This is a genomic window from Sphingomonas changbaiensis NBRC 104936 (genome assembly GCF_000974765.1).
GTDB lineage: Bacteria > Pseudomonadota > Alphaproteobacteria > Sphingomonadales > Sphingomonadaceae > Sphingomonas_B > Sphingomonas_B changbaiensis.
Genome location: NZ_BBWU01000024.1, coordinates 1 through 9,694, shown reverse-complemented (window position 1 = coordinate 9,694; position 9,694 = coordinate 1). Strand labels below are relative to the sequence as shown.

10 protein-coding genes are annotated in these 9,694 nt (G+C 66.9%); 8 read left to right on the top strand and 2 right to left on the bottom strand.

From position 1 onward, the window contains the following. Positions 1 to 3: 3 nt before the first annotated feature. A complete protein-coding gene (locus SCH01S_RS05890; RefSeq protein WP_046347865.1) occupies positions 4 to 999 on the bottom strand; it encodes an aldo/keto reductase in 996 nt (331 codons plus the stop codon). Positions 1,000 to 1,049: 50 nt separating this feature from the next. On the opposite strand from SCH01S_RS05890, the gene glmM reads away from it, so the two are divergent. From glmM to folP, 6 genes are all read left to right on the top strand, one after another. Continuing rightward, positions 1,050 to 2,387 (top strand): phosphoglucosamine mutase, encoded by a 1,338-nt coding sequence (gene glmM, locus SCH01S_RS05885; protein ID WP_046347864.1) that lies wholly within the window; start codon positions 1,050 to 1,052, stop codon positions 2,385 to 2,387. Beyond that, a complete protein-coding gene (locus SCH01S_RS05880; protein WP_046347863.1) occupies positions 2,387 to 2,611 on the top strand; it encodes a DUF1272 domain-containing protein in 225 nt (74 codons plus the stop codon). The genes glmM and SCH01S_RS05880 overlap by 1 nt, the downstream gene beginning before the upstream one ends. Then, the gene (gene thiD, locus SCH01S_RS05875; protein WP_046347862.1) at positions 2,611 to 3,426 is read left to right on the top strand and encodes a bifunctional hydroxymethylpyrimidine kinase/phosphomethylpyrimidine kinase; all 816 of its coding nucleotides are present in this window, start codon (positions 2,611 to 2,613) and stop codon (positions 3,424 to 3,426) included. Before SCH01S_RS05880 ends, thiD begins: the two co-directional genes overlap by 1 nt. A gap of 123 nt (positions 3,427 to 3,549) precedes the next feature. Next, positions 3,550 to 4,152, top strand: a complete 603-nt coding sequence (gene rnhB / locus SCH01S_RS05870) for a ribonuclease HII (RefSeq protein WP_046347861.1) — start codon at positions 3,550 to 3,552, stop codon at positions 4,150 to 4,152. 179 nt (positions 4,153 to 4,331) lie between these two features. Then, positions 4,332 to 5,450 (top strand): site-specific DNA-methyltransferase, encoded by a 1,119-nt coding sequence (locus tag SCH01S_RS05865; protein WP_046347860.1) that lies wholly within the window; start codon positions 4,332 to 4,334, stop codon positions 5,448 to 5,450. Between the two features lie 106 nt (positions 5,451 to 5,556). Next, entirely contained in the window at positions 5,557 to 6,624 is a 1,068-nt protein-coding gene (gene folP, locus SCH01S_RS05860; RefSeq protein WP_046347859.1) for a dihydropteroate synthase, read from the top strand. Positions 6,625 to 6,843: 219 nt separating this feature from the next. Here the strand turns inward: folP and SCH01S_RS05855 are convergent, their stop codons facing one another. After that, the gene (locus SCH01S_RS05855; RefSeq protein ID WP_046347858.1) at positions 6,844 to 8,265 is read right to left on the bottom strand and encodes a sigma-54-dependent transcriptional regulator; all 1,422 of its coding nucleotides are present in this window, start codon (positions 8,263 to 8,265) and stop codon (positions 6,844 to 6,846) included. 141 nt (positions 8,266 to 8,406) lie between these two features. Here SCH01S_RS05855 and SCH01S_RS15735 point away from each other — a divergent pair, with 141 nt between their 5' ends. Next, positions 8,407 to 8,532: an aa3-type cytochrome c oxidase subunit IV gene (locus SCH01S_RS15735; RefSeq protein WP_052733803.1), complete on the top strand. Its 126-nt coding sequence runs from the start codon at positions 8,407 to 8,409 to the stop codon at positions 8,530 to 8,532. Between the two features lie 7 nt (positions 8,533 to 8,539). Beyond that, positions 8,540 to 9,661 carry an NAD(P) transhydrogenase subunit alpha gene (locus tag SCH01S_RS05850; protein WP_046347857.1) on the top strand — a complete coding sequence of 374 codons (1,122 nt, stop codon included), beginning with the start codon at positions 8,540 to 8,542 and terminating at the stop codon, positions 9,659 to 9,661. The last annotated feature ends 33 nt before the right edge of the window (positions 9,662 to 9,694 follow it).

The following is a 9,694-nucleotide window of genomic DNA, read 5'->3' as shown; positions in this document are numbered from 1 at the left end:
CCTTCAAAGCCGGACCATGCGCATGCCTTGTTCGCGGTAGCGTGGTCCCTGCGCGGCGCCGGGAGGGACGGCGGCATCTAGGTCGTCCAAGTCTGAGGCGCTCAACTCCACCTCCGCTGCTTTCGCCGAATCCTCCAGCGTCGCGCGGCGTTTCACGCCGGGGATGGGCACCACGTGCGGGCCTTGGGCGATCAGCCAAGCGAGCGCGATCTGGGCGAGGCTGACGCCCTTGCGCTCGGCCACCGCGCGGATCGCATCAACGATTGCCAGGTTGGCGCCGAAATTCTCTTCCGAATAGCGCGGGTCGTTCCTGCGCCAATCGTCCTCGGGCAGATCATCGCGGCTCTTGATCTGGCCGGTCAGGAAGCCGCGGCCGAGCGGTGAATAGGGCACGAAGCCGATGCCGAGCTCTTCGCAGATCGGCAGAATCTCGTCTTCGACGCCGCGCTCCCAGAGCGAATATTCGCTTTGCAGGGCGGTGATCGGATGAACTGCATGCGCGCGGCGGATCGTCTGCGCGCCGGCTTCGGAGAGGCCGAGGTGCCGGACCTTTCCCTCCTTCACCAGCTCCGCCATCGCGCCCACCGTCTCCTCGATCGGCACGTTGGGATCGACGCGGTGCTGGTAATAGAGATCGATCGTGTCGATCCCCAGCCGCTTCAGCGATCCTTCGCACGCGCGGCGGATATTGGCGGGCGAGCTGTCGACGCCGGTGATCTGGCTGCCCTCGAACCGAAAGCCGAATTTGGTCGCGATGACGAGGCTGTCGCGCTTGCCGCGGATCGCCTCGCCGACCAGTTCCTCGTTCTGGAACGGCCCGTAAATCTCGGCAGTGTCGAAGAAGGTGATGCCCAGGTCGATCGCGCGGTGGATCGTTGCGACACCCTGTTCCTGGGTGGCGTCGCCGCCATAGTTGATGTTGCCGCCATGGACCATCGGCATGCAGCCGATCCCGATTGCGGAGACGTCCAGCCCTTGTCCCAGAGTCCGATATTTCACCGCTGCCTCCTTCGCGCTAGGGAAGTCCTCATGAGCTTTTTGGACGCGCAATGACACGCAAATATTTCGGGACGGACGGCATTCGCGGCCGGGTGAATACGCCGACGATGACGGCAGAGATGGCAATGAAGGTCGGCATGGCGGCCGGCGCGCATTTCGTGCGGGGCGAGCACATCCACCGGGTCGTGATCGGCAAGGATACGAGGCTGTCGGGCTATATGCTGGAGCCGGCGCTCGTCGCGGGCTTCACCAGCGTCGGCATGGACGTGGTGCTGGTCGGGCCGATGCCGACGCCCGCGGTTGCGATGCTGGCGCGGTCGATGCGCGCGGACCTGGGCGTGATGATCTCCGCCAGCCACAATCCGTTCGCGGACAATGGCATCAAGCTGTTCGGGCCCGACGGCTATAAGCTGTCGGATGAGGACGAGCTCGCGATCGAGCGGCTGATCGAGGCGCAGCCGGTGCTGGCTCCTGCCGACCGCACCGGCCGCGCGCGCCGCGTCGACGATGCGCAGGGGCGCTATATCCACGCGGTCAAGTCGAGCTTCCCGGAAGGACTGCGGCTTGAGGGGCTGAAGATCGCGATCGATTGCGCGAATGGCGCTGCCTACAAGGTCGCGCCTGAGGCACTGTGGGAGCTTGGCGCCGAGGTGATCCCGATCGGGGTCGAGCCGAACGGCACCAACATCAATGCGGGCTGCGGGTCCACCGCGCCGCAGGTGCTGTGCGAGACCGTGGTGGCGAGCGGCGCCGATATTGGCCTGGCGCTCGACGGCGATGCGGACCGGCTGATCGTGGTCGACGAGGCCGGCCAGGTGGTCGATGGCGACCAGTTGATGGCGCTGATTGCGACAAGCTGGGCGCGCAAGGGGCTGCTGAAGGGCGGCGGCCTGGTCGCGACGGTGATGTCCAACCTGGGGCTGGAGCGACGGCTGGCGGCGGACGGGCTGGCGCTCGATCGCACCAAGGTGGGCGACCGCTATGTGCTCGAACGCATGAGGAGCGGCGGCTTCAACGTCGGCGGCGAGCAGTCTGGCCACATTATCCTCTCGGATTATGCGACGACCGGCGACGGGTTGATGGCGGGTCTCCAGATCCTCGCCGAACTGGTCCAGTCGGGGAAGCCCGCGAGCGAACTGCTGCACCTGTTCGATCCCGTGCCGCAGCTGCTGAAGAATGTCCGCTTCTCGGGCGGCAAGCCGCTCGAAGACGCGCGCGTCAAGGCGACGATCGCCGATGCCGAGGCCGAGCTCACCGGCCGCGGGCGCCTCGTGATCCGCCCCTCCGGCACCGAGCCGCTGATCCGCGTGATGGCAGAAGGAGACGACGAGGCGCAGGTGAAGACCGTCGTCGAGCGCATCTGCGCGGCCGTGGCGGAGGCGGCGTAATGCTTGAGATGCGGCCAGATTGCGAGCGGTGCGGCGCCGACTTGCCGGCCGATGCGCATGGCGCATTCATCTGCTCGTTCGAATGCACCTTCTGCGCGGAATGCGCGGACGCGATGGACGAACGCTGCCCCAATTGCGGCGGCGAGCTGATGGATCGGCCGACGCGCGTCGGCGCGGCATTGAAGAAGCATCCCGCCAGCACCGAACGGAAGCACAAGGGGTGATGGACGATCCCGAACCCGGCTCGGCGAGCCAGTGGGACGAGCAGCTGACGCCCCGCATCCTCATCATCGCCGGATCGGACAGCGGCGGCGGCGCCGGCATCCAGGCGGATATCAAGACGGTGACGATGCTGGGCGGGTTTGCGATGACGGCCATCACCGCGGTCACCGCGCAGAACACGCTTGGCGTCCAGGCCGTCCATCCAATCCCGACCGACATGGTGGTCGCGCAGATCGACAGCGTCGTCAGCGATATCGGCGTGGATGCGGTCAAGATCGGCATGATCGGCTCGCCCGAGACCGCGGAAGCCGTGGCGGATCGGCTAAGGGAGCTTCACGTGCCGATCGTGTTCGATCCCGTCATGGTCGCGACCAGTGGATCGGAACTGGCCGATGCACGCACGATCGCGGCATTCGAAAAGCTGATGGAAGTGGCCTCGGTCGTGACGCCGAACCTGCCCGAGCTGGACGCCCTGGGCGGGGAGGAGGCCATCCTCGCGCATGGCTGCCATCTGCTCGTCAAGGGCGGGCACAGCGAGGGCTATTCCATCACCGACCGCGTGCTCGCCCCCAATGGCCGGGAGATAACCCGGCTGGAAGGCAAGCGCTTCGACACCGACGACACCCACGGCACCGGCTGCACGCTGGCGAGCGCGCTGGCGACCGGGCTGGGGGCAGGCATGCCGATCGAGGAGGCTTTTCAGCAGGCGGTGCGCTTCGTCCGCATCGCGATCCTCGCCGCGCCGGGCCTGGGCCAGGGGCATGGGCCGATCGGCCACAATCTAGGGCATAACCCGTACGAGCAGCTGGAAGGGTAGAGCGCACTTATCCCCAACTCGGTTTGGCCTGAGCTTGTCGAAGGCCTCCCTTTCTTTTCTGTCGGGCTTTAGAAGAAGGAAGGGCTTCGACACGCTCAGCCCAAACCGAGTTTAAGAGTCTTCATGCCCAGGCCTTCCCGCAAACTCGAACTCCCGCATCCCGGTCCGGTCGTCGGCGTTGATGAAGCCGGGCGGGGACCGCTTGCCGGGCCGGTGGTCGCGGCCGCGGTGGTCCTGCCGGAAAAAGGCGTGCCGCGGGGCATCGATGATTCGAAGAAGCTCACGGCCATCGCTCGGGCGGAGTTGCACGCCCGGCTCACCAAGATCGCGCTGGTCGGCGTCGGGGTTGCCTCGGTCGAGGAGATCGACCGGATCAACATCTTCTGGGCGACGATGCTGGCGATGACGCGCGCGGTCGAGGCCCTGGGCATCGCGCCGGGCATGGTGCTGATCGACGGCAATGCAAAGCCGCGCTGGGATCATCCATGCGTGACGATCGTCGGCGGCGATGCGCTGTGCCTGTCGATCGCGGCCGCGTCGGTCGTGGCCAAGCATCACCGCGACCAGCTGATGATCGCCGCCGATGCGGAGCATCCGGGTTACGGCTGGGCGTCCAACAAGGGCTATGGATGCCCGACACACCGCGAAGCGCTGAACCGTTTGGGCCCGACGCCGCTGCACCGGCGGAGCTTCGCGCCGGTGGCGCAAGCTTTGCTGCCGCTGTGAGTCTTTTGAGTCACACCACAACCGCTTGAGTCTCACGCGGCCGCGCAGACTCAACCACTTGTGGTCAGGCCGCCGCGTTCGCGGGCCGTTCTGATTGTGGCAGCGAAATGAAGTGCTTGACCGCGGACTCCCGGATGACTCACTCTGCTGTGGATAACTGAGCAGGGGGCGTTCGCCGCATGGGGGTTCTGACGAAAATCGAGCGGCGTGCCGCGACCAAAGGGGTTGCGCTTCCGCTCGACCAGATCCTGATGGACGACTGCATCGAAGCGATGCGCGCGCTTCCCGACGCGAGCGTCGACATGATCTTCGCCGATCCGCCCTACAATCTTCAGCTCGGCGGCGACCTGTTCCGTCCCGAGGGCGGCCGCGTCGACGCGGTCGATAATGATTGGGACAAATTCGACACCTTCGCGCACTACGACCAATTCACCCGCGCCTGGCTGGCCGAGGCGCGGCGGATCCTGAAGGACAGCGGCACGATCTGGGTGATCGGCAGCTATCACAATATCTTCCGGGTCGGAGCTGCGATCCAGGATCAAGGATATTGGATCCTGAACGACATCGTCTGGCGCAAGTCGAACCCGATGCCGAACTTCAAGGGCACGCGCTTCACCAACGCGCACGAGACGTTGATCTGGGCGGCGAAGAGCGAGAGCGCGCGCTATACGTTCAACTACCGCGCGATGAAGACGCTCAACGACGAGCTGCAGATGCGGTCGGATTGGCTGTTCCCGATCTGCTCGGGCGCCGAGCGGCTGAAGCGCGGCGGGCACAAGGCGCACCCGACGCAGAAGCCGGAAGCGCTGCTGTACCGCGTGCTGCTCGCCTGCACCAACCCTGGCGACGTGATCCTGGACCCGTTCTTCGGGACCGGCACCACCGGCGCGGTCGCCAAGCGGCTTGGTCGGCGCTGGATCGGGATCGAGCGCGAGTCGAGCTATTGCGACGTCGCGCGCGAGCGGATCGCGGCGGCGCTGCCGCTGGACGAATCCGCGCTGAAGACAATGCAGTCGCCGACCGCGGCACCCAAAGTCGCCTTCGGCGTGCTGGTCGAGACCGGCATGCTGAAGCCCGGCGCGGTGCTGATGGATGCGAAGCGCCGCTGGCGCGCGACAGTGCGGGCGGACGGTTCGCTCGACGCGAGCGGCGCAAGCGGATCGATCCACAAATTGGGCGCGACGCTCCAAGGCGCGCCGAGCTGCAATGGCTGGACCTTCTGGCATTATGAAGATGCGGGCGCACTGAAGCCGATCGACGCGTTGCGGCAGACCTATCTGCTGGCGAACGAGGCTTGATTTCTCCCCTCCCGCTTGCGGGAGGGGCCGGGGGTGGGCAATCGGGTCGCATGCCCGTTGAAGATTCAGGCCCACCCCTAACCCCTCCCGCAAGCGGGAGGGGAACGTGACGCGCTCCTACCTCCGCCCCACGGCCTTCCTCGACACCCCGATCGGCTTTGACGGGCAGGTCGCACGCCTGGCCGGCGGGCTGCTCTGGCATTCGGCTTATGAGCTGATCGAGGCGGACGGGGACCGGCGCGTCTCGAAACGGCTGGTGCCCGTCTCCGACGCGGCCTCACTGCCTGACGAGGTCCAGCCGCTGATCCAGCGCCTGGCTGCTCCGCGACCCTCGCTGGAGCTCGGCCCGCGCACGATCCGGTTCGACCAGCCGCAGGTCGCGGCGATCCTGAACATGACGCCGGACAGTTTTTCGGATGGCGGCACGCACCTCGACGGTCCCGAAGCGGCGGCCGAGGCCGGCGTGCGCGCCGCGGGCGAGGGCGCAGCGCTGATCGATGTCGGCGGAGAGTCGACCCGGCCCGGCGCCGAGACCGTGTGGCACGGCGATGAGATCGCTCGCGTCGTGCCCGTGATCGAGCGACTGGCGCGCGCCGGCATCGCGGTCTCGATCGATACCCGCAAGGCCGAAGTCATGGAGGCGGCGCTTGCCGCCGGCGCGGCGATCGTCAACGACGTCTCAGCCTTGCTCTACGACGATCGCGCGCTGGACACAGTCGTTCGTTCCGGCTGCCCGGTGATCCTGATGCATGCCGGCGATCCGCGCAACCTGCACACCCGCACGCTCGGCCCCGATCCGCTGCTGCAGGTCTATGACTGGCTTGAGGCGCGGGTCGCGGCGGTCGAGGCGGCGGGGGTGCCGCGCGCCAGGATCATCGTCGATCCGGGCATCGGCTTCGGCAAGTCGCTCGCCGACAATCTCGCGCTGCTGAACGGCCTGGCGCTATTCCAGGGGCTCGGCTGCGCGCTGATGCTGGGCGTCAGCCGCAAGCGGATGATCGGCGCGCTGTCGAACGAAGCGCCCGCCGACCGTCGCCTCGGCGGCTCGGTCGCGCTGGCCGTCAGCGGCGCGATGCTCGGCGCGCAGATTCTTCGGGTGCATGACGTGCCTGAAACGGTGCAGGCACTTCGGGTATGGCGGGGCTTGCGCGACCGGGCTTTGACAGGTCCTTAGGCTTTTCGTCGCGCAGGAACGCGATCCAGCGGCATAGCATCCCGATCACCGACGTGAGGGCGCCGAGCGCCAGCAGCAGGACGAGAACCGGATCGTCCTTCGCCCCCTTCCACGCTACGATCGCCAGCAGGATCACGCTGAGCGTGGAGATCACGTAGCCACACGTCTTGAACATGCGGCTGGAACGCGGCCGGAACATTGCCGTTCCGGGCCAGCCGGTCAGGCTGCGACGTCGCCGATGCCGAGTTCGCCGAGCTTGCGGTACAGAGTCGACCGGCCGATGCCGAGGCGGCGCGCGACTTCGGTCATGCGGCCGCGGTAATGGCCGATCGCGAGACGGATCACGTCGGCCTCGATCTCTTCCAGGTTGCGGATATGCCCGTCGGCCTCGAACAGGGTCACGCCGGCGCCAGCGACCGGCGACATCAGCGGCGTGATGTTGTCGTGGTTCTGCAGCGCGATCTGCGGGAAATCGGCCGAGGTCAGCGCTTCGCCTTCGCACAAGACTGCGGCGCGGAAGAGGGCGTTCTGGAGCTGACGGACATTGCCGGGCCAGGAGAACGACATCAGCAGCGAGAGCGCCTCGTCGGTGATGCCGAGGCCGCGCATGCCCGGCTGCGCGGCGATCCGCGCAAGCAGGTGGCGGGCGAGCGCCGGCAGGTCGCCGGGGCGGTCTCGCAGCGGCGGAATCGTCACCTGGACGACGTTCAGCCGGTAATAGAGGTCCTCGCGGAAGCGGCCCGCGGCGACTTCCTCGATCAGCTTCTTGTTGGTCGCGGCGACCACGCGCACGTCGACGTCGCGCGTCACCCGCGCGCCGATCGGCTGGATCTCACCGGACTGGAGCACGCGCAGCAGCTTCACCTGCGCGTCGAGCGGCAGTTCGCCGACTTCGTCGAGGAAGATCGTGCCGCCGTCCGCTTCCTGAAAGCGGCCCAGCTTGCGCTCGAAGGCGCCGGTGAAGGCGCCGCGTTCGTGGCCGAACAGCTCCGATTCGACCAGGTTTTCGGGGATCGCGCCGCAATTGACGGCAACCCAGGGCTTCTTGGTTCGAGGCGAGGCGGCGTGGATGGCCTCGGCGACGACTTCCTTGCCGACGCCGCTTTCGCCTTCGATCAGCACCGGGACGCGGGCGCGCGCGGCCTTCGCAGCAATCGCGAGCGCCGCACGGAATTGCGGCGCGGCGCCGACGATCTCGCCGAAGCCGAGCGGTGCCTTGATCTTTTCCGAAAGCGGCCGGAGTTCGCCGATATTGGCCCGGCTGGACGAGGCGGCGTCGAGCGCGCCGAGCAACCGGTCGGGCGCAATCGGCTTGATCAGGTAATCGGACGCGCCGGCGCGCATTGCCCCGACCGCGATCTCGATCGAGCCGTGAGCCGTGAGCAGCAGGACGGGCAGGGCGGGACGGCGGGCGTGCATCGCCTCGATCAGCGCGATCGTACCTTCGCCCGGGCCATATTGATCGATCAGCACGGCATCGAGAAGCAGGCCTTGCTCGGTGTTCAGAGCATCGAGCGCCTCTTCACCGGTGTCGGCGAAAATGGTGCGCCAGCCCGCGCGCGCCGCAATGGCGGCAACCAGGCGCCGCTGCGCCGGTTCGTCATCGACCAGCATCAGGACCTTGGCATTCGCCTTGGCCATTTATCTCTCTCCCGCTTCCTGGGAGAGGGGGCTTAAGCCACAGGCCGTAAAGGCGGTGTTAAGGGCGTCACACTTGGCTCTTGAGGCGGCGGGCACTCGCCGATAGATACGGCGCGGGGCATCAACGAAATGCAGGGTTCCATGGCCACCAACGGCGACTTGAAAGCACACGAACGGACTTATTCGGGCTTCACGGCCTTGCTCAAATGGGGAGCGATTGCCGCTTTTGTCGTCGGCTTCATCGTCATCCTGATCATTTCGAACTGACGCCCGGGTGAAGATCGCCGTCCTCAAGGAAGAAGCGGACGGCGAGCGGCGCGTTTCCGCAACGCCGGAGACGGTCAGGAAATTCATAGGATTGGGCGCGACCGTCGCGGTGGAAGCCGGGGCGGGGGCGAACGCGTCCGTGTCCGACGCCGATTATCAGGCCGCGGGCGCAACCACCGGCCCGCGCGCCAAGGTGCTGGCTGGTGCCGACATCATCCTGGGCGTGCAAGGCCCGCCGCCGAATAGCCTTGCCGGCGCGAAGCAGGGCGCCTGGCTTGTCGCCGGACTGAACCCGTTCGGCGAACGTGCGCGGGTCGATGCCTACGCAAAGCTGGGCCTCGAAGCGCTGGCGATGGAGTTCATGCCGCGCATCACCCGTGCGCAATCGATGGACATCTTGTCCTCGCAATCGAACCTCTCCGGCTACAAGGCGGTGCTGGACGCGGCCGCCGAATATGGCCGGGCCTTCCCGATGATGATGACGGCGGCGGGCACGGTATCGGCCGCCAAGGCGTTCGTGATGGGCGTCGGCGTCGCGGGTCTCCAGGCAATCGCGACCGCACGGCGGCTGGGCGCGCAGGTCTCCGCGACTGACGTGCGCTCCGCGACCAAGGAGCAGATCCTGTCGCTGGGGGCGAAGCCGATCTTCGTCGAGAACGTCGCCGGCATCGAAGGTGAAGGCTCGGGCGGCTACGCAACCGAGATGTCGGAGGAATATCAGAAGGCGCAGGCGGAGCTGATCTCTTCGCATATCGCCAAGCAGGATATCGTCATCACCACCGCCCTGATCCCCGGCCGCCCCGCGCCGCGGCTGATCACCGACGCCCAGATCGCGACGATGAAGCCGGGCAGCGTGATCGTCGATCTGGCGGTGGAGCAAGGCGGCAACGTCGAAGGGGCAGTCGCCGGCGAAGTTGTCGCCCGGCACGGGGTGAAGATCGTCGGCCATCGCAATGTGCCGAGCCGGCTGGCGGCGGATGCCTCGGCGCTGTTCGCCCGCAACCTGTTCAACTTCCTCAGCGCCTTCTGGGACAAGGAAGGCGGGTTGCCGCAAGTCGACGACGAAATCAGTGATGCCGTCCGCCTGACGCGCGGCGGACAAGTGGTGAATGCGAGGCTGCTGGGGTGAGGGCTGCAGCCCTAAAATCCTCCCCTGGAAGGG

Bases quoted from the DNA above. Each gene is read 5' to 3' on its own strand.
- SCH01S_RS15735 (WP_052733803.1), top strand. From the start codon at position 8,407: ATGGCCACCAACGGCGACTTGAAAGCACACGAACGGACTTATTCGGGC.
- rnhB (WP_046347861.1), top strand. From the start codon at position 3,550: ATGCCCAGGCCTTCCCGCAAACTCGAACTCCCGCATCCCGGTCCGGTC.
- glmM (WP_046347864.1), top strand. From the start codon at position 1,050: ATGACACGCAAATATTTCGGGACGGACGGCATTCGCGGCCGGGTGAAT.
- SCH01S_RS05865 (WP_046347860.1), top strand. From the start codon at position 4,332: ATGGGGGTTCTGACGAAAATCGAGCGGCGTGCCGCGACCAAAGGGGTT.
- SCH01S_RS05880 (WP_046347863.1), top strand. From the start codon at position 2,387: ATGCTTGAGATGCGGCCAGATTGCGAGCGGTGCGGCGCCGACTTGCCG.
- thiD (WP_046347862.1), top strand. From the start codon at position 2,611: ATGGACGATCCCGAACCCGGCTCGGCGAGCCAGTGGGACGAGCAGCTG.
- SCH01S_RS05855 (WP_046347858.1), bottom strand. From the start codon at position 8,265: ATGGCCAAGGCGAATGCCAAGGTCCTGATGCTGGTCGATGACGAACCG.